The sequence below is a fragment of the Rouxiella aceris genome (genome assembly GCF_012933545.1).
Taxonomy (GTDB): domain Bacteria; phylum Pseudomonadota; class Gammaproteobacteria; order Enterobacterales; family Enterobacteriaceae; genus Rouxiella; species Rouxiella aceris.
In genome coordinates, this window is the sequence record NZ_JAADJU010000002.1 from 148962 (window position 1) to 166666 (window position 17705).

Consider the following 17705-nt stretch of genomic DNA (forward strand, 5'->3'; position numbering starts at 1 on the left):
TAATTGCCAATATATAACCTAATGCAATAGAAAGGGAACTCTATGAAAGCTGCGGTGTTTTTATTTTTATTTATTCTTTCTCCAGCCTGTTTGGCCTACGGCGGGCCGAAGTGCCAGACTATTAGTCCGACTATTGTTGAGCATATGACATTAGCGATGGAGCAGGACTTCCGGTTGCCCAGGGACAGCTTTGTTGCGGAGAAAACCAGCGTCGAGTTTTTATATTCAAAAGTAACTGATCAACCCGTAGCCTTTTTTATTGCCCAGGCGTTACAAAAGCGCCGAGAGGGCGCTGTTTATGATGATAGCCCGGTATCTCTCAACGAAAAAGAAAAGGCACTGTGGAGTGACAGCACCAATCTCATTATTAAAATCACTTATGAAAATAAGCAGGGTAAGCTAAACAGTTTTATTACCTCGTCACTGCTCAGCGATATCGACTGTTCGATCAGGTTTAACGGTTATCTGGTTATGCAACGTCAATTCTAGGCAGGGTTTCCTCCGTCCGTTGCCCGTCTGAAAGCCACGGCGATGTCTGGGGGCGCTATGCCCCTGTCTCTCGATCAAAACGCAAACCAGCCCCGATTTTGAGGCTGGTTTTTGGCACGTTTAGCGCATCAGGGTTGCTGTGCGACGACTTCGGCAGCGGTCGGTATTACCGTCAGATGATGCAAATGAACAAAGCCAAGGTTTTCAGGGGCGATATTGCTAAAGCGGACCTCGACACTCTGTTCGCTTGCCGGTAACAGTCTTGGCGTGACCTCAATGGTTTGTGTTTGCATATCGACAGTCAAAGGTTTGCCGGTCACCTGATCGAGCTGTCCCCAGTCCAGCGTGGCGCTAAAGGCGGGCAGTGGTTTACCTGAGGTGGATTTAATCAGCAGCAGACCGCTGGTGCCCATGGTATCGGAGGTCACATTGCTCAGCGAGAGACTCAGTTGACCAAAATCGCTGTTTAACAGGGCTGGGGATTGCGCCGCAGGCAGAATATAGGCACCGCTGGTCGACTGGCGATTAAGCTGGGTCTGCTGTTCCAACGCACTGGCCAACGTGGTCAGGGTGGTCAGTTTTTGATTCAACTGTTTGATTTCTTTATTTAATGCTGGCAGTTGTGGGTTCTGTTGCGCGCAACCCGCCAGGCTAAACAAGGCGGTAAGGGCAAATATGGCACGATAAGAGGGTGTCATTGACCGGAGGTCCTTTTCTGCAATTTATGTATTAGGCGGTGTTGCGCCATGCTCCTTGAGCATCAAATGCGGCGCACCGGCTGCTGCGAAAGTTTACCATGATCGCGCGGCAAAGTTGCGACAGCCTTTGTTGTCGGCCCGGTTCGCGCTAAACTAACGATCAGGTATTCTCCCAGCAGGAAGTTTTATGCATTGTCCATTTTGTGCCGCTGTTGACACCAAAGTTATTGATTCACGCCTGGTAGGGGATGGATCGCAAGTACGCCGTCGTCGCCAGTGTCTGCTGTGTCATGAACGTTTCACCACTTTTGAAGTGGCGGAACTGGTAATGCCGCGCGTCATTAAAAGCAGCGAGATCCGTGAACCATTTAATGAAGATAAACTGCGCCGCGGCTTTTTGAAAGCCCTCGAAAAACGTCCCGTCAGTTCGGACGATGTGGAAATGGCCATCAGTCATATCAAATCCCAGCTGCGTGCCACCGGTGAGCGTGAAGTTCCTGCCACCATGATCGGCAATCTGGTGATGGATGCGCTAAAGGGCCTGGATAAGGTGGCGTATATCCGCTTTGCCTCGGTGTACCGCAGTTTTGAAGATATTCGTGAGTTTGGCGAAGAAATCGCCCGACTCCAGGATTAAGCACAGGAAAGGCTATGTTAAGCGACGACCACTATATGGCGCGGGCTTTTGAACTGGCACGCCAGGGACGCTTTACCACCACTCCCAATCCCAACGTCGGTTGCGTTATTGTGCGTGACGGCGAGATTGTCGGTGAAGGTTTTCATTTGCAGGCCGGTGGTCCGCATGCTGAAGTCCACGCCTTGCGCATGGCCGGGGAACGCGCCCGTGGCGCTACCGCTTACGTTACCCTGGAGCCTTGCAGCCATCATGGGCGGACGCCGCCCTGTGCCGATGCCTTGCTGGCAGCCGGTGTATCACGCGTAGTCGCGGCGATGCAGGATCCCAACCCTGAAGTGGCCGGTCGTGGTTTATATCGTCTTAAACAGGCCGGTGTCGAGGTCAGCAGTGGCCTGATGCTTAGCCAGGCAGAAGCGGTTAACCTCGGTTTTCTAAAACGTATGCGCACCGGTTTTCCTTATGTGCAACTGAAAATGGCCGCCTCGCTGGATGGCAGAACCGCCATGGCGTCAGGAGAGAGCCAATGGATCACTTCAGCCGCTGCCCGTCAGGACGTACAGCGTTTCCGCGCAGAAAGCTCGGCGATCCTCAGTTCCAGTGCCACGGTACTTGCTGACGATCCTTCCCTGACCGTACGCTGGAGCGAGCTGGGGGAAGAAACGCAACGCCATTATCCTGCCGAATTTGCCTCCGCTGCCGGTGTGCGTCAGCCATTACGCGTTATTATCGACAGTCAGAATCGCGTTACCCCAGAGCATAAACTGGTGCAGCAGCCGGGGGAAACCCTGTTGGCGCGACTCACCGCCGACGATCGCCACTGGCCGCAAGGCACAGAACAGTGGCTGGTACCGGGTCGCGATAACCGCATCGATCTGGTTTTACTGATGATGCAACTGGCCAAACGCCAGGTGAACTCCGTCTGGGTCGAAGCCGGTGCCTCGCTGGCCGGTGCCTTATTGCAGGCGGGACTGGTCGATGAACTGATTATTTATCTGGCCCCGAAATTACTGGGCGATAACGCCCGCGGTTTATGCCAGCTACCGGGTTTGCAGCATCTCGCCGATGCCCCCGCCTTTGCGTTTAGCGATGTGCGACAAATTGGTTCTGATTTGCGCTTGCGTTTGAAACTGGCGCCCTGATCCTCGGCTCAGTCGCTGGCAGACAGGCGACTGAGCCGAAAATATTTTTCTCGTCTGCACGGGTTTACAAAACCGCATGTCCAAGCAGGGGAATAATATGATAGAATCCGCCCCCCTGCGGCTAAGCATGGGCTGGGTCGGTGTTAATGAAGTTATAAAACATTTAACGATTTAAGCCATTCTAAGGAAAATCTATGAACGTTATTGAAGGTGTTGTCGCTACTCCTAACGCGAAAGTAGCCATCGCGATTGCCCGTTTTAACAACTTCATCAACGACAGCCTGCTTTCCGGCGCGATTGATGCGTTAAAACGTATTGGTCAGGTTGCTGATGACAACATCACCGTGGTCTGGGTTCCTGGCGCTTATGAGCTGCCACTTGCCACCCGTGTCCTGGCCAACAGCAAAAAATACGATGCTGTCATTGCCCTGGGTACCGTGATCCGCGGGGGCACCGCCCATTTTGAATTCGTTGCTGGCGAATGCAGCTCTGGCCTGTCCAGCGTTGCCATGAACAGCGAAATCCCTGTTGCCTTTGGTGTGCTGACTACAGAAAGCATTGAACAAGCCATCGAACGCGCGGGAACCAAAGCCGGTAATAAAGGTGCAGAAGCTGCCCTGACCGCGCTTGAAATGATCAATGTTATCAAGGCCATCAAGGCCTGAATCTAGTTAAGGGGAATTCCGTGAAACCTGCTGCTCGTCGCCGCGCCCGTGAATGTGCCGTTCAAGCGCTTTACTCTTGGCAGTTGTCTAAAAATGACATTGCCGATGTTGAATTACAGTTCCTGACCGAGCAGGATGTCAAAGATGTCGACATTACCTATTTTCGTGAGCTGCTGTCTGGTGTTGCCACCTCGGCCGATCAGCTCGATGCGCTGATGGCTCCGTACCTTTCTCGTCAGCTCGAAGAATTGGGTCAGGTTGAACGCGCAATTTTACGTCTGGCTTTGTTTGAATTGAGCAAACGTCAGGACGTGCCTTATAAAGTGGCGATTAACGAAGCCATCGAACTGGCGAAAACTTTTGGCGCAGAAGACAGCCACAAGTTTGTTAACGGCGTACTGGACAAAGCAGGTCCACATATTCGTACTAAAAAGTAAGCAGCCTCACCCGCTAAGACCTCTGGCTGAAAATAATGGTGTTTATGATTAATTTGGCGAGATAGTCCGGGTGTTGATGTTTCGGTGAGGGATCATCGGCTAATCTGTTAACTAAGCTATACTCCTATAAATTTCAGTTGGCAGGTGTTTCCTGTCGTTGAAAAATAGCGGAAAAATGACTGTTTAAGGCCGGATATCCGGCCTTAATGCATTCTGAAAAACGCAGGATCGTAATTATTGGAATAATACTATGGCATGCGGCGAATTTGATTTAATTGCGCGCTATTTCAACCGTTACAGAACGGCTCGGCAGGACGTACAGTTAGGCATTGGCGACGATTGCGCCTTGCTGACTGTCGCGGACAAGCAACAAATAGCAGTAAGTACCGATACCCTGGTCGAAGGGATTCACTTCCTCAAAACGATTTCACCGGCAGATCTCGGTTATAAAGCACTGGCGGTTAATCTTAGCGATTTGGCTGCCATGGGCGCCGATCCCGCCTGGGTTTCTCTGGCGCTGACGCTGCCCGCTGTCGATAGCGACTGGCTGGAAGCCTTTAGCGACAGCCTGTTTGCTCAACTTGATTATTATGGCATGCAGCTGATCGGCGGTGATACCACCCGCGGTCCGCTCAGCCTGACGCTGACCATTCAGGGACTGATCCCGACCGGGCGCGCCCTGTTACGCAGCGGTGCCCGCGTCGGTGACTGGATTTTCGTTACCGGCACCCTGGGTGACAGCGCAGCCGGTCTGGCGATTTTGCAGGACCAGTTGCAGGTTGCCGACCCCGAGGCCCGTCAGCTGCTGATACAGCGCCATTTACGCCCACAACCGCGTGTCTTGCAGGGGCAAGCTTTGCGTCAGTTAGCCACCTCGGCAATTGATATCTCTGACGGTCTGATTTCCGACCTGAAACATATTCTTAAAGCCAGCGACTGCGGCGCACGTCTCGATCTGGATTTGCTGCCTTATTCGCCTGAGCTGCAACAGTACGTTGATGCCGAGCAAGCCCTCAAGTGGGCGCTTACTGGCGGTGAAGACTACGAGTTATGCTTTACCGTGCCGGAAATCAATCGCGGCGCGCTGGAAGTGGCGCTGGGACATTTAGGGGTACGCTTTACCTGCGTGGGGCAGATTGCACCGCTTTCCGAAGGCATCAAGTACCTGCGCTCGGGCGAAAGCGTTGAGCTACAGTGGCAGGGTTATGATCATTTCGCCCAAGAGATGGACCAGTGACCACCCGCGCTAACTGCGACAATAAAAAGCGGCCAATGCGCCATAAGGGCAGAACCGGTAATGATGCGCTGGATATGGCGGCGGCAAAAAAACGCCTCAATCTGCGTAATCCCTGGCATCTGCTGGCGACCGGTTTCGGCAGCGGGCTATTCCCGGTCGGACCGGGTACCGCCGGTTCCCTGGCTGCTATCCCTTTTTGGCTGCTGTTGACCTACTTGCCCTGGCAAGTCTATTCGCTGGTGGTGATGTTCAGTATCTGCATCGGCGTGTATCTGTGCCATCAGACCGCCAAAGACATGCGTGTGCACGATCACGGCAGCATTGTCTGGGACGAGTTTGTCGGTATGTGGATCACCTTGATGGCACTGCCGACCAATGACTGGCAGTGGGTAGTGGCAGGTTTTGTGGTATTCCGCATTCTGGATATCTGGAAACCCTGGCCGATCCGCTGGTTCGATCGTAACGTGCACGGCGGGATGGGGATCATGATTGACGACGTCGTGGCCGGGGTATTTGCCGCGGCAATTATCTATCTGATCGGACATTACTGGCCGCTGGGGTTGTTTTGAGTATTGCCGGTTAAATAGTCACAGAGCGGGCGTCAGGGAGTATTATCCCGACGCCCGTTTTTATATGTCCTGGCAAACGGGCCGGATCATTGGTAGCCGGTAGGCAAATGCGGCTGATAGGCCATTTCCAACTCGGCGATCTCTTCAATACTTAGCCGAATATCCAGCGCCGCGATGGCGTCGTCAAGATGTTCGGCACGGGATGCACCGATAATCGGCGCCGTTACCAGCGGTTTGCTCAATATCCACGCCAGCGCAATCTGCGCTCTGGACACCTGACGGTCTTCGGCAATTTTCGCCACCCGTTCCGCTATCTTTCTATCGGCCTCCTCGCTATTGCCATACAGCGTCGGGATCACTTCATCGGAGACCGAGCGGGCAGTGGTTTCTCCCCACGGGCGAGTCAGACGTCCGCGCGCCAAGGGACTCCAGGGCAGCACGGCAATGTTTCTTTCCCGACACAATGGATGCATCTCATTTTCTTCTTCCCGCTGGATCAGGTTGTATTGATCCTGCATGGAAACAAACGAAGCCCAGCCTTGTTGCTGCTGAATATCCAACGCCTGTTTAAATTGAGCAGCATGCATCGAGGACGCACCGATAAATCGCGCTTTGCCAGCCTTCACTACCTCGTCCAGGGCCGCCAGTGTCTCTTCTATTGGCGTGTCGTAATCCCAGCGATGGATCTGCAACAGGTCGACATAGTCGGTACCCAGGCGGCGCAGGCTATCATCAATGGATTGCAGGATCGACGCGCGAGACAGGCCGCCCTTGAGGTTGGAGAGGGGAAAGAACACTTTGGTGGCTAATACGAAGTCCTGGCGAGGGACAAACTCGCGCAGAATTTTGCCGACAATTTCTTCGCTGCTGCCATCGGAATAGCTATTGGCGGTATCAAAGAAATTAATGCCGGCATCCAACGCCTGTTTGATCAGTGGGCGGCTACTTTCTTCCGGCAATGTCCAGGCATGTTTACCTCGTGATGGCTCGCCATAGGTCATACAGCCCAGACACAGGCGTGAGACTTTAAGCCCGGTGGTGCCAAGTTGTGTAAATTGCATGATTTCTCCCGCATTGACTTTAACAGTTCAAACCTGCTGTTAACTGTAGCTCAGTCTGCGGGGGAAACAGCAAAATCAGGAAGACAAACTGCGCAGTAAGCCGCTTTCCCCCTCTATATGGTCAGCAGAGGGGGAGGGCCGATCAGGCCAGCCAGTCGTTGATCTGACGTTCAATACCGGCGGCATCAAGACCGAGATCGCTGCGGATTTCGTCCTGGGTACCCTGTGGAACAAACAGGTCGGGCAGACCGATATTCAATACCGGCACCATCAGGCGTTTGGCCATCAACAGCTCGTTCACACCGCTGCCCGCACCACCCATAATGGCGTTCTCTTCAAGCGTCACCAGCGCATCATGGCTGGCAGCCAGTGAAAGGATCAGCGCGTCGTCCAACGGTTTGACAAAACGCATATCCACCAGCGTGGCGTTGAGTTTATCCGCCACTTGTTGTGCTTCCGGCAACAGTGTCCCAAAGTTGAGAATGGCAATTTTTTCCCCCTGACGACGGGTCACCCCTTTACCGATCGCTAATGAGACCAGGGGTTCACAGGTAGCACCGGTGCCGGTTCCGCGTGGATAACGAACCGCAACAGGCCCAAGTTGGTGATGATAACCGGTATGCAGCATCTGGCGGCATTCGTTCTCATCGCTTGGCGTCATAATGATCATATTGGGAATGCAGCGCAAAAACGACAGATCAAAGGCACCCTGGTGCGTTTGTCCATCAGCCCCGACGATGCCGCCGCGATCGATAGCAAACAGCACCGGCAGGTTCTGGATCGCCACATCGTGGATCAGCTGATCGTAAGCCCGCTGCAGGAAGGTGGAGTAGATCGCTACCACTGGTTTATAGCCACCAATGGCCAGACCGGCGGCAAAGGTCACCGCGTGCTGTTCGGCAATGGCAACATCAAAATATTGCTGTGGATAGGCTTTTGAAAATTTAACCATCCCCGAGCCTTCGCGCATTGCCGGGGTGACTGCCATTAGTTTGCTGTCGCCAGCTGCGGTTTCACACAGCCAGTCACCAAAAATTTTCGAATAGGTCGGCAGACCTTCTTTGCTTTTTGGCAGCGTACCGCTGGCCGGATCAAATTTTGGCACCGCATGCCAACTGATAGGGTCGTTTTCTGCCGGGGCATAGCCTTTGCCTTTACGCGTCATCACGTGCAGCAGTTGAGGACCTTGCAGGCCTCGCATATTTTTCAGCGTCTGGGTCAGCGCCAGCACATCATGTCCGTCAACCGGGCCGATATAGTTGAAACCCAACTCTTCAAACAGCGTACCCGGTACTACCATGCCTTTCAGATGCTCTTCCGTACGACGGATCAGCTCTTTGATCGGCGGAATACCGGATAACACCTTTTTGCCGCCTTCCCGCAGGCGGGAATAGAGCTTGCCAGACAGCAGCTGTGCCAGGTGATTATTTAGCGCACCGACGTTTTCCGAGATCGACATTTCATTGTCGTTAAGCACCACCAGCATATCGGATTTGATATCACCGGCATGGTTCATGGCTTCAAATGCCATGCCTGCGGTAATGGCACCATCGCCAATCACGCAAATGGTGCGCCGCCCCTTGCCTTCACGTTCGGCGGCAACGGCCATGCCCAGCCCGGCGCTGATCGACGTCGAGGAGTGACCGACCGACAGCACGTCGTATTCGCTCTCACTGCGCCATGGGAAAGGATGCAGGCCATTTTTTTGCCGAATGGTCGAAATGCGATCGCGACGGCCGGTGAGGATCTTGTGCGGATAAGCCTGATGTCCCACGTCCCAGACCAGATGATCAAAGGGGGTGTTGTAGACATAATGCATGGCCACCGTCAACTCGACGGTACCGAGACCGGAGGCAAAGTGACCACTGGATTCGCTGACGCTGGCCAGCAGATATTGGCGCAGTTCATCGCAAAGCTTGGGTAAGCTCTCTTTGGGCAGCGAGCGGAGTTCTTCAGGATTCTCCGCCATGGCCAGCGTTGGGTATTTGACTATATCAAGACTCATCAGTTGCTCATATAAGTAGTTCAACGGCCCATTCACTCGGGACTTGTCATGGCTGCGGCCGGGGTAATGCCCCTTGCGGATCATCGCGTGCGGTTATTTTATCGCACGGCCATGCCAGTCTTATTGGGAATGTCAGTAGTTAACTATCGCGTTCAATAATAAAGCGGGCCAGGGCCAGCAAGGGTGCCGTGTTGTAAGACTGCGCGGCCAACTGGTCAAGGGCATCAACGGCTTCCTGATAAAGATCGCGGGCTTTGGCCTGTGCGCCAGCCAGCCCCAACAGCGCCGGGTAGGTGCTTTTGCCGAGCTGCTGATCGGCGCCCTGACGTTTGCCCAGGGTTTGGGTATCACCAATCACATCGAGAATATCGTCCTGAACCTGAAATGCCAGGCCTATTGCCTCGGCATAGCGGTCGAGCAGCGGCAACACAGCGCGTCCGCGCGCACCGGCCGCCAGGGCACCCATACGCACGGCAGCGCGGATCAGCGCGCCGGTTTTATGCCGATGGATCAATTCGAGAGCCGCTAAATCCGTGGGCTGTCCTTCGGCAGCGAGGTCCAGCGCCTGTCCGGCACACATGCCCGCTACGCCGCTGGCGCGGGCCAATTCGGAGATCATTGCCAGGCGATCTTCACCGGCGACGTCCGACATGGCGCTATCGGCCAAAATGGAGAAAGCCAGCGTTTGCAGCGCATCACCCGCCAGAATGGCATTGGCTTCACCAAACTTGATATGGCAGGTAGGCTGACCGCGACGCAGATCGTCGTTATCCATGGCCGGGAGATCGTCATGGATCAACGAATAGGCGTGAATACACTCAATGGCAGCTGCCGGGGCATCCAGGCTGGATAACTCCAGGCTGAACAGTTGTCCGCTGGCATACACCAGATAAGGGCGCAGGCGTTTACCGCCTAACAGCGCGCCATGATGCATGGCAGCAACCAGGGCGCTGTCGGCAAAGGGCAAGCCGGCAATCTGGGCTTCTAGAATGTCATCGACACGCTGTTGCAGTTTTTTGCGCTGATCGTTAAAGCACGAGGTTTCGCTTGGGTGTTGGCTATCGGACATCAGGGATCACTCGGCTTCCGGTGTAAAAGGTTGCAAAGGGGCTTCGCTATCGCTGTCGAGCAGGATTTGCACCCGCTGCTCGGCCTGCTGCAATTTCTGTTGTCCCTGCCGGGCGAGCTGAACGCCCTGCTCGAACTCATTGAGCGCGTCTTCCAACGGCAGCTCTCCTGATTCAAGGCGAGCGACGATTTGTTCAAGTTCAGCCAGTGCTGTTTCAAAATTGGCAGGTGGTGCAGCTTTTTTTGGCATAATTCTCTTTCAATATCGAAGGTCTGGTAACCGTAGTATAACCATGACGCGAATAACCCGGCTATCTACACTCTGTCTGTCTCATTCGGCATTGTGCCGGATGCGGCGGGATAATCACTTCTCCCGGCATATGATGCATGCTTTTGCGCGCAAAGTACTCGTTTTAAATGTTATACTCCGCGCCGCAGAATCTGTTGGTAAGCAATATTGCCGGCGGCGCAAGGCGTTATCGGCGTTGCATATCGGGTAATGGCATGGTTGCTGGTGGCCTAAAAATGCGCTATCAAGCCTTTCCTTGCTTACCAATATATAATTCTAGATCCATATTCATATACTTACGACCCAGTATTCTCACCCGCTAACAAAAGACTGCCATGAAGTTTATCATTAAATTGTTTCCAGAAATCACCATCAAGAGCCAATCTGTGCGTTTGCGCTTTATTAAAATACTCGCAAGCAGCATTCGTAACATTGTGAAAACCAGCGATGAGACCCTGGCCGTAGTGCGCCACTGGGATCATATCGAAGTTCGCAGCAAAGACGAAAGCAAACACGATCAGATTGTGGAATTGTTGTGCCGTATTCCAGGGATCCATCACGTTCTGGAGGTCGAAGATCGGCCTTTCAACGATGTGCATCATATCTTTGAACAGGCTCTGGAAGCCTATCGCGATGAACTGGAAGGGAAAACCTTTTGCGTACGCGTTAAGCGCCGCGGTATCCATAGCTTTAGCTCCGGTGACGTCGAGCGCTATGTGGGCGGTGGACTGAATCAGCATATCGCTTCGGCAAAAGTGAACCTGACCGATCCGGAAGTGACCGTCAAGCTTGAGATCAATGATGACCAACTGGTGTTGATCAAGCACCGTTATCAGGGATTGAGTGGTTACCCGATTGGTACCCAGGAAGATGTGATGTCGCTGATCTCCGGCGGCTTTGACTCCGGCGTTTCCAGCTACATGCTGATGCGTCGCGGTTGTCGGGTGCATTACTGCTTCTTTAATCTGGGCGGTTCAGCGCACGAAATCGGCGTCAAGCAGGTGGCTTATTATCTGTGGAACCGTTTTGGCAGTTCACACCGCGTACGCTTTGTGGCTATCGATTTTGAACCCGTGGTCGGCGAAATTCTCGAAAAAATCGAAGACGGGCAAATGGGCGTGGTGCTGAAACGTATGATGGTACGCGCCGCCTCCGCTATCTCCGAGCGCTATGGCGTGCAGGCGTTGGTTACCGGTGAAGCTCTCGGCCAGGTTTCCAGCCAGACGCTCTCCAACCTGCGTTTGATTGATAACGCTACCGATACGCTGATCCTGCGTCCGCTGATTGCCTACGATAAACAGAACATTATTGATATTGCCCGGCAGATTGGCACCGAAGATTTTGCCAAAACCATGCCGGAATATTGCGGTGTGATTTCGAAAAGCCCGACGGTTAAAGCCATTAAAGGCAAGATTGAAGCAGAAGAGCAGATGTTCGATTTCTCCATTCTGGAGAAAGTGATCGCCGAAGCGAAAAATCAGGATATCCGCACCATTGCCGAGGAAACCCGCGAGGAAGTGGCCGAAGTCGAGACCGTTGCCGACTTTGCTGCCAGCGATATTCTGCTGGATATTCGTGCCCCGGATGAACAGGATGAGAGCCCGCTAGCGCTGGTTGGCGTAGAGATTGTGCCGCTGCCGTTTTATAAGCTCAGCGGTGCCTTTGCTTCTCTCGACCAGAGCAAAACCTATCTGTTGTATTGCGACCGCGGAGTGATGAGTCGTCTGCAGGCGCTGTACCTGCGTGAGCAGGGTTATACCAACGTTAAGGTTTATCGTCCGTAAGCGCCAATAACCCGGAAAAGGATTGCCATCGGTAATCCTTCCAGACTGCTGACAAAGTCCGTTATTAGGGAGAGCGCCCCTAGGTGTGCTATGCCCGGGTATCTCGATCATCAAAACGACTTTGTCATCAAACTCAAAGGATTGCCATCGGCAATCCTTTTTTTAGCCATTAATCCTGATAATTATATATGCCCGGATATAGCACCAACTGGGCGGCGACCTCGGCGGCTTTCTCTTTACCTACCAGCAGATCAATTATTTTTAGCGCAAACTCGATGGCGGTGCCTGGCCCCTGGCTGGTCAACAGGTTGACCCGCGGATCAAACATCACTCGTTTTTCCATCCATTTCGTTGCCGAGATCTTGTCTTTAAGCCCCGGAAAACCGGTCATATTGCCCACCGGAAATAAATCGTGGTATTCCAGAACCAGCGCCGGTGCGGCGCAAATCGCCGCCACCAGTTTGCCCGTAACATTGATATGACGGACTTTTTCGACCAGCAGCGGGCTATCGCGAAAGCACTCGGCCCCCTTGAGACCACCGGGTAAAACGATGACATCATAGTCTTCGTCGGCGACATCAACCAGGGCAACATCCGCCAACAGACGCACACCGCGCGAGCAGCGGATCTGCAGATTACCGTCCCCGGCCACGCTGGCAGTAGTGACCTGAATACCAGCGCGCACCAACAGATCGATGGCGGTGACCGCCTCCAGCTCTTCGCTACCAGGCGCCAGACATACCAGAGCCGAAACGCTCATAATCATTTTCCTTTCGTTTAATCATATCGAACAATTTATTGTTTTCCGGCAACTGCAACCCGTGGCTGCGTCCCCGGCGGATAACATAGCCGTTGATATAATCAATTTCAGTATGCTGCTGGTTAATAATGTCCTGCAACATAGAGGATGTATTGGCCGAGGTGCTGCCAATTACCTGATAAACATGGCTTAACAGCGAGTCTTTATGGGTTTGGTAACCCTCGATGGCCATCACGTCAGCCACTTCGGCACAGATTTTCTCAATCTGATCCCCATAAGCCAGCAGAGCGCCATTGGGACAGCCGTAGAGGGCGGTTAACGGGTTAATCACGCAGTTGACCGCCAGTTTATTCCACAGCGACGGCAGGATATTGTTATGCCAGGCTACATCGGGCAGAGCTTCATGCAGGAGATCGGCCAGAGAGCTCGACGCAGTGCCGCGTGAGTTGACCGGGCCGATATGGGTGATCCCCATGGCGACATGAATAATCGCATTGCCCTCGTGGCGTGCTGCATGGGTGGTGGCACCGAGTAAAATCTGCTGCCGGTGATCGGCAAGCTCATCAACGGTGCCCATGCCGTTATGCAACAGCAACAGAATGCAGTTTTTATTCAGCAACGGCAAAAGCTGCCGCAATGCACTGGACACCTGCCAGGCTTTTAATGTGACCAGCAGCAATTCGCTTTCGGTCAAATGCTGGGGATCGTTGGTCGGCAAATTACGGTTAAATGCCTGGCCATCGGGAGCGATCACATTGACGGCACAAAAAGGTTGAGGAATGCGTAACCACCCCTGAACATCATGTCCTTGCTGATAAAGCCTCGATAGCCAAAGTTGTCCCAACGCGCCGCAGCCGAGTACGGTTATTTTCATTATGTCTCCAGTCGCGCGTTTATTTTCGCCATCTGCTCACCACCGATGGCGTCATAAGTTATAACCATAAGTATAGACATTTGTGTCATATATCACACTTTTGCTGTGCAAATTTGCCATTAAATCGCTCAAAACCACCACGGTCTGCTTCGCGGGGGTAATGTTTATTTTATTGGTATCGCAGGATGGCGTCGAGTTCCTGTTTTTACCCGAGTTGGTCAAGGAGACAAAGGCGGAACTGGCGTTTTCGCCGAGAAAAGAATCATCCGCGGTCTGCGTGTATGGCTTGTTTTTGGCATCCGCAGTGTAAGGCGGTATTATGTCTGCCATCACGGACATTAGATGTCTTAACCTGGATACCCTGTATTTGGTTCTCGATCGGGTATATGTACTGATAAATTTAAGGGAGAAGCTTTAATGCCATCTTTCGATATTGTTTCTGAAATTGATATGCAGGAAGTGCGCAACGCGGTAGATAACGCCACTCGCGATCTGGCAAACCGTTGGGATTTCCGCAATGTTGAAGCCAGTTTTGAATTAAACGAAAAAGACGAGAGCATCAAGGTTGCCAGCGTGTCTGACTTTCAGGTCGAACAACTGCTGGATATCTTGCGCAGCAGCCTAACCAAGCGCGGTATTGAAGGCGGCTCTTTGGATATCCCCAAAGAGATGAACCATAGCGGCAAGACCTACAGTGTGGATGCCAAGCTGCATTCCGGTATTGAGAGCGCGCTGGCCAAGAAAATCGTCAAGTTGATCAAAGATAGCAAGCTGAAAGTCCAGGCGCAGATCCAGGGTGACGAAGTTCGCGTTACCGGCAAGGCGCGTGATGATTTGCAGGCCGTAATGGCGCTGGTGCGCGGCGGTGAATTGGGTCAGCCATTCCAGTTTAAGAACTTCCGGGATTAAGGGGGGGCTTAAATGTCAATTTTTGCTTAAAAGGCAATTGGCAGTGGGGAGGTTTTAATTGCAAATTTGCTTTTAAAGTCAACTTCAAGGTCAAGGTCAAGGTCAACTTCAACTTCAACTTCAACTTCAAGGTCAAGGGCATTCGCTGCGCTCACTGGGCGGCGGCCCAGACCGCCCAAAGGAGGCGAAGGCGCGCCTCCTTTGGAATCCTGCGCCTTGTCCAAATTGATAAGTGTCGTGCCCTCGGTTGTAGTTCTTTCCAGTGACTTCTGTGTGTGGCCTAAACCACGCCGCTTCGCGGTCCTCTCGCTTGATTTCGTGCCAACGGTAAAGCTGTTGTCACTCAACGCTGCGCTCGACGTAGGTTTTGAATCGGCCAAGCGGCATTTACTGAAAAACCGGCAACATCGAAGGTCAACGGCGAAAGACAAAAAGACAAAAAGACAAAACAGTAGTTTCTGAAACGGTATGGTTTACATAGCTGACTGGCACATTCAGAGACGGCGCCGCGCGAAGTGGAGGGAGACGTTTTTGGCTCCCGACCGAGCAAGGGGACTGCGCAGCAGCGCGGCTCGTGCCACGCGCGGAGTGACTGGAACATAGCCGGTAATAGGCAGCAGACAAATCAACAACACCAAAAGGCCCAGGATTGTTAAGGAGCGGGCCAGCGCTCCTTAACTCGGTTCGGCACAGCGGGTTAAGTGACCATTGCAATTATAAAACCGAAACAGCTCCTCGGAGTTAATTGACGTTAAAACCAAAAATTGCCATTTAAGCCAAACCCGTACGACGTACATAGCTAGTTGGCACATTCAGAGACGGCGCCGCGCGAAGCGGAGGGAGACGTTTTTGGCTCCCGACCGAGCAAGGGGACTGCGCAGCAGCGCGGCTCGTGCCACACACGGAGTGACTGAAACATAGCCGGTAATAGGCAGCAGACGAATCAAAGACACCAAAAGGCCCAGGATTGTTAAGGAGCGGGCCAGCGCTCCTTAACTCGGTTCGGCACAGTAGGTTAAGTAGCCACTGCAATGATAAAACCGAAACAGCTCCTCATAGCCCATTGACTTTAAGCCATAAATTGCCATTTAAGCCCAGCCCGAAACAGCTCCTCATAGCCCATTGGTTTTAAAACAACAATTACCATTTAAGCTAAAACCGAAACAATTCCGCTAAAGCCAATTGATTTAAAAAAAAGAAAATTGCCATTTAAGACATGCTTGCTGGCACATTCAGAGACGGCGCCGCGCGAAGCGGAGGGAGACGCTTTTGGCTCCCGACCGAGCAAGGGGACTGCGTAGCAGCGCGGCTCGTGCCACGCTCGGAGTGACTGAAACATAGCCGGTAATAGGCAGCAGACAAATCAAAGACACCAAAAGGCCCAGGATTGTTAAGGAGCGGGCCAGCGCTCCTTAACTCGGTTCGGCACAGTCGGTTAAGCTGCCACTACAATGATAAAACCGAAACAGCTCCTCTAAAGCCAATGGTCTTTTAAGCCAAGAAATTGCCATTTAAGCTAAAACCGAAGCAACTCCTCATAGCCCATTGACTTTAAACCAAAAATTGCCATTTAAGCCCAACCCGATACAGCTCCTCTAAAGCCAATTGACTTTAAAGCAAAATTGCCATTTAAGCCTAAAACTTACCCCACGCCGTGCGCGCAGCACAATCCACAATCCACAATCCCTCGTCAGGATTGGCTGACCAGCGCCTCTAATGCCTGCCTGTTGGTCTGTTTGGTATCCACCTTCACATAGGCACTGAGCTCTGCCACCACCACCACCACATCCGCTACACCTGGCTGCGCTTTAATGCGTGTTTCCAGCATTGCGTCGTTGGCGACCTGTTCAGAAAGCGTAATGCGCAGACTGCTGACATAAGGCGGTTCTGTCATGGTGGCGCTGACCAGGAACCACACTACAGCAATTGCCGCGCAGGCGATAAATACCGCGCCGGCACCGGCATGACCAAAAATAAATCCACCCAGACTGCCGCCTATGGCCACGCCAATAAACTGGCTGGTGGAGTACAAACCCATCGCAGTACCTTTATATCCAGCTGGCGATTCCTTGCTGATCAGCGAAGGCAGAATGGCTTCCATCACGTTAAACGCCAGAAAAAACAGCTGAATACCGGCCACGATCACCCAGAGATGATAACCGGCAAACCATAGCACCAGCTCGGCCAGCAAAATGACCAACACACAGGCCATAAACACTTGCTTCATATGGCGCTTTTTCTCGGCGTAAATAATCACCGGAATCACCGCCACAAAGGAAATCAACATGGTCACCAGATAGACGCGCCAGTGTTCGCTCGGCGGAAATCCGGCTTGCGCCATCACCTGTGGCAGCACCACAAAACTCGACATCAGCAAAATATGCAGACAAAGAATGCCAAAGTTGAGCTTTAGCAATTTAGTGTTGGTCAACAGCTTGCTGAAACTGCCTTTGACCATGCTCGACTCGCGATTAAGCATATGAGTGGCAGGGGAGGGCACCACGGCAACAGTGATAATAATCCCCCCAATCGTCAGCACCGCAATGGCCCAAAACAGCGCATGTAAACCCCATGCATGGGTGATGATCGGACCCAACACCATGGCAATGGCAAACGTAATACCAAAGCTGATGCCAATAAAGGCCATCGCCTTGGTGCGATTTTGTTCCCGAGTCAGATCCGAGAGCAGAGCCATCACCGCCGCCGCAATCGCGCCGGAACCCTGCAGGGCACGACCGATGATCACCCCCCAGATAGAGTCAGTCATGGCTGCAACCAGGCTGCCAAGGGTGAAAATCAACAGCCCGAAAATAATAAGCGGCTTACGCCCGACACGGTCGGAAAGCAGCCCGAAAGGGATCTGGAAAATGGCCTGTGCCAGACCGTAAATCCCAATGGCAATACCGATAAGGGTTTCAGAGGCTCCCGCCAACGACATGCCGTAAGTGGTCAAAACGGGTAAAACCATAAACATGCCAAGCATGCGTAATGAGAAAACGGTGCCAAGACCCCAGGTAGCCCGACTTTCCTGCCGGGTCATTTGATTATCGTTCATTGCTACCTCAAAATTACAAACAGCGACAT

Annotated in this window: 17 protein-coding genes and 1 pseudogene; 9 read left to right on the forward strand and 9 right to left on the reverse strand. The window is 52.8% G+C overall.

The features are described 5' to 3' along the window. Positions 1-42: 42 nt before the first annotated feature. Entirely contained in the window at positions 43-489 is a 447-nt protein-coding gene (locus GW590_RS04305) for a hypothetical protein (RefSeq protein ID WP_169401791.1), read from the forward strand. 128 nt (positions 490-617) lie between these two features. On the opposite strand, the gene GW590_RS04310 is transcribed toward GW590_RS04305, so the two are convergent. Beyond that, the gene (locus tag GW590_RS04310; protein WP_169401792.1) at positions 618-1187 is read right to left on the reverse strand and encodes a DUF3251 domain-containing protein; all 570 of its coding nucleotides are present in this window, start codon (positions 1185-1187) and stop codon (positions 618-620) included. A gap of 187 nt (positions 1188-1374) precedes the next feature. Here GW590_RS04310 and nrdR point away from each other — a divergent pair, with 187 nt between their 5' ends. The 6 genes from nrdR to pgpA all read left to right on the forward strand — a co-directional run bounded on the left by nrdR (position 1375) and on the right by pgpA (position 5871). Further along, a complete protein-coding gene (nrdR, locus tag GW590_RS04315; RefSeq protein ID WP_169401793.1) occupies positions 1375-1824 on the forward strand; it encodes a transcriptional regulator NrdR in 450 nt (149 codons plus the stop codon). A gap of 14 nt (positions 1825-1838) precedes the next feature. Next, on the forward strand, positions 1839-2963 hold the full coding sequence (gene ribD / locus GW590_RS04320) for a bifunctional diaminohydroxyphosphoribosylaminopyrimidine deaminase/5-amino-6-(5-phosphoribosylamino)uracil reductase RibD (RefSeq protein WP_169401794.1): 1125 nt from the start codon (positions 1839-1841) through the stop codon (positions 2961-2963). A gap of 194 nt (positions 2964-3157) precedes the next feature. Further along, positions 3158-3628, forward strand: a complete 471-nt coding sequence (gene ribH / locus GW590_RS04325; RefSeq protein ID WP_169401795.1) for a 6,7-dimethyl-8-ribityllumazine synthase — start codon at positions 3158-3160, stop codon at positions 3626-3628. 20 nt (positions 3629-3648) lie between these two features. Further along, entirely contained in the window at positions 3649-4065 is a 417-nt protein-coding gene (gene nusB, locus GW590_RS04330; RefSeq protein ID WP_169401796.1) for a transcription antitermination factor NusB, read from the forward strand. Between the two features lie 250 nt (positions 4066-4315). Continuing rightward, positions 4316-5302, forward strand: coding sequence for a thiamine-phosphate kinase (thiL, locus tag GW590_RS04335; RefSeq protein WP_169401797.1), 987 nt, complete (start codon positions 4316-4318; stop codon positions 5300-5302). A gap of 74 nt (positions 5303-5376) precedes the next feature. Then, entirely contained in the window at positions 5377-5871 is a 495-nt protein-coding gene (gene pgpA / locus GW590_RS04340) for a phosphatidylglycerophosphatase A (protein WP_169402112.1), read from the forward strand. A gap of 86 nt (positions 5872-5957) precedes the next feature. On the opposite strand, the gene GW590_RS04345 is transcribed toward pgpA, so the two are convergent. From GW590_RS04345 to xseB, 4 genes are all read right to left on the reverse strand, one after another. Further along, positions 5958-6932, reverse strand: coding sequence for an aldo/keto reductase (locus GW590_RS04345; protein WP_169401798.1), 975 nt, complete (start codon positions 6930-6932; stop codon positions 5958-5960). A 142-nt stretch (positions 6933-7074) separates the two neighbouring features. Continuing rightward, entirely contained in the window at positions 7075-8937 is a 1863-nt protein-coding gene (dxs, locus tag GW590_RS04350) for a 1-deoxy-D-xylulose-5-phosphate synthase (RefSeq protein ID WP_169401799.1), read from the reverse strand. A 139-nt stretch (positions 8938-9076) separates the two neighbouring features. Continuing rightward, complete coding sequence (gene ispA, locus GW590_RS04355; protein ID WP_169401800.1) at positions 9077-10006, reverse strand: (2E,6E)-farnesyl diphosphate synthase; 930 nt, start codon at positions 10004-10006, stop codon at positions 9077-9079. A 6-nt stretch (positions 10007-10012) separates the two neighbouring features. Further along, a complete protein-coding gene (xseB, locus tag GW590_RS04360; protein WP_169401801.1) occupies positions 10013-10255 on the reverse strand; it encodes an exodeoxyribonuclease VII small subunit in 243 nt (80 codons plus the stop codon). A 374-nt stretch (positions 10256-10629) separates the two neighbouring features. Between xseB and thiI the strand changes: the two genes are divergently transcribed. Further along, entirely contained in the window at positions 10630-12078 is a 1449-nt protein-coding gene (gene thiI, locus GW590_RS04365) for a tRNA uracil 4-sulfurtransferase ThiI (RefSeq protein WP_169401802.1), read from the forward strand. 169 nt (positions 12079-12247) lie between these two features. Here the strand turns inward: thiI and yajL are convergent, their stop codons facing one another. Both yajL and panE read right to left on the reverse strand, forming a co-directional pair. Continuing rightward, the gene (yajL, locus tag GW590_RS04370) at positions 12248-12838 is read right to left on the reverse strand and encodes a protein deglycase YajL (protein ID WP_169401803.1); all 591 of its coding nucleotides are present in this window, start codon (positions 12836-12838) and stop codon (positions 12248-12250) included. Further along, positions 12801-13712, reverse strand: a complete 912-nt coding sequence (gene panE, locus GW590_RS04375) for a 2-dehydropantoate 2-reductase (protein WP_169401804.1) — start codon at positions 13710-13712, stop codon at positions 12801-12803. The genes yajL and panE overlap by 38 nt, the downstream gene beginning before the upstream one ends. 417 nt (positions 13713-14129) lie before the next feature. On the opposite strand from panE, the gene GW590_RS04380 reads away from it, so the two are divergent. Continuing rightward, complete coding sequence (locus GW590_RS04380) at positions 14130-14621, forward strand: YajQ family cyclic di-GMP-binding protein (RefSeq protein ID WP_169401805.1); 492 nt, start codon at positions 14130-14132, stop codon at positions 14619-14621. A gap of 26 nt (positions 14622-14647) precedes the next feature. On the opposite strand, the gene GW590_RS04385 is transcribed toward GW590_RS04380, so the two are convergent. Both GW590_RS04385 and GW590_RS04390 read right to left on the reverse strand, forming a co-directional pair. Continuing rightward, positions 14648-15001 carry a hypothetical protein gene (locus GW590_RS04385; protein ID WP_169401806.1) on the reverse strand — a complete coding sequence of 118 codons (354 nt, stop codon included), beginning with the start codon at positions 14999-15001 and terminating at the stop codon, positions 14648-14650. A gap of 1310 nt (positions 15002-16311) precedes the next feature. Beyond that, a pseudogene (locus GW590_RS04390) lies at positions 16312-17697 on the reverse strand (MFS transporter); the annotation flags it as partial. Positions 17698-17705 lie beyond the last annotated feature (8 nt).

What these genes read in the sequence shown, in the direction of transcription:
- GW590_RS04305 (WP_169401791.1), top strand. Translation starts at nt 43, where the DNA reads ATGAAAGCTGCGGTGTTTTTATTTTTATTTATTCTTTCTCCAGCCTGT.
- GW590_RS04310 (WP_169401792.1), bottom strand. Translation starts at nt 1,187, where the DNA reads ATGACACCCTCTTATCGTGCCATATTTGCCCTTACCGCCTTGTTTAGC.
- nrdR (WP_169401793.1), top strand. Translation starts at nt 1,375, where the DNA reads ATGCATTGTCCATTTTGTGCCGCTGTTGACACCAAAGTTATTGATTCA.
- ribD (WP_169401794.1), top strand. Translation starts at nt 1,839, where the DNA reads ATGTTAAGCGACGACCACTATATGGCGCGGGCTTTTGAACTGGCACGC.
- ribH (WP_169401795.1), top strand. Translation starts at nt 3,158, where the DNA reads ATGAACGTTATTGAAGGTGTTGTCGCTACTCCTAACGCGAAAGTAGCC.
- thiL (WP_169401797.1), top strand. Translation starts at nt 4,316, where the DNA reads ATGGCATGCGGCGAATTTGATTTAATTGCGCGCTATTTCAACCGTTAC.
- pgpA (WP_169402112.1), top strand. Translation starts at nt 5,377, where the DNA reads ATGGCGGCGGCAAAAAAACGCCTCAATCTGCGTAATCCCTGGCATCTG.
- GW590_RS04345 (WP_169401798.1), bottom strand. Translation starts at nt 6,932, where the DNA reads ATGCAATTTACACAACTTGGCACCACCGGGCTTAAAGTCTCACGCCTG.
- dxs (WP_169401799.1), bottom strand. Translation starts at nt 8,937, where the DNA reads ATGAGTCTTGATATAGTCAAATACCCAACGCTGGCCATGGCGGAGAAT.
- ispA (WP_169401800.1), bottom strand. Translation starts at nt 10,006, where the DNA reads ATGTCCGATAGCCAACACCCAAGCGAAACCTCGTGCTTTAACGATCAG.
- xseB (WP_169401801.1), bottom strand. Translation starts at nt 10,255, where the DNA reads ATGCCAAAAAAAGCTGCACCACCTGCCAATTTTGAAACAGCACTGGCT.
- thiI (WP_169401802.1), top strand. Translation starts at nt 10,630, where the DNA reads ATGAAGTTTATCATTAAATTGTTTCCAGAAATCACCATCAAGAGCCAA.
- yajL (WP_169401803.1), bottom strand. Translation starts at nt 12,838, where the DNA reads ATGAGCGTTTCGGCTCTGGTATGTCTGGCGCCTGGTAGCGAAGAGCTG.
- panE (WP_169401804.1), bottom strand. Translation starts at nt 13,712, where the DNA reads ATGAAAATAACCGTACTCGGCTGCGGCGCGTTGGGACAACTTTGGCTA.
- GW590_RS04380 (WP_169401805.1), top strand. Translation starts at nt 14,130, where the DNA reads ATGCCATCTTTCGATATTGTTTCTGAAATTGATATGCAGGAAGTGCGC.